1 pseudogene is annotated in these 461 nt (G+C 73.3%); it reads right to left on the bottom strand.

The window, feature by feature from the left end:
- Positions 1 to 168 precede the first annotated feature (168 nt).
- Positions 169 to 461 (bottom strand): annotated as a pseudogene (locus RNB18_RS51755) (hypothetical protein); the annotation flags it as partial.

The raw sequence follows: 461 nt of genomic DNA, 5'->3' as shown, positions 1-461 counted from the left end.
GTGGTGTTCCGCGAGCGCGAATCCCCCGTCGAAGGGGTCCCCGTAGTGTGCCTCTGTGGCCTCTGTGGCCTCTGTGGCCTCTGTGGCCTCTGTGGCCTCTGTGGCGTCAGCCGGGTCGGCGGGGTTAGCGGGAGCAGCGGGATCTGAGGGGTCCGGGGCGGTCATGGGTCAGTAATCCTCCTCCGCTGTGGTCGCGGCCGCGGCGATCTCCGCGAGGAACGGCTCATGAGCCTCGTCGCTCTCCCGCCGCGCGGGCGGCTGCTCCTCCGCTCTCGCCAGCCGGCGTCGGGCCAGCGCGCGCACCGCGTCACGGTCCGTGCGGGACGACGGTTCGAGGGTGGGGGACGGTTCCGGATCGAACCCGGGCAGCAGGATCCCGACCTCGATGCGGGGCGGGCCCGCCTCCGGGATGTGCACGTCCGCCCGGCCGGTCCACACGTCGTCGCGCCGTGCGAGCGGCA

It is taken from the genome of Streptomyces doebereineriae, assembly GCF_031845645.1.
In the GTDB taxonomy this organism is placed as follows: Bacteria; Actinomycetota; Actinomycetes; order Streptomycetales; family Streptomycetaceae; genus Streptomyces; species Streptomyces canus.
Note: the sequence above shows the minus strand (reverse complement) of the source record. Positions and strands in the feature narration are given on the sequence as shown.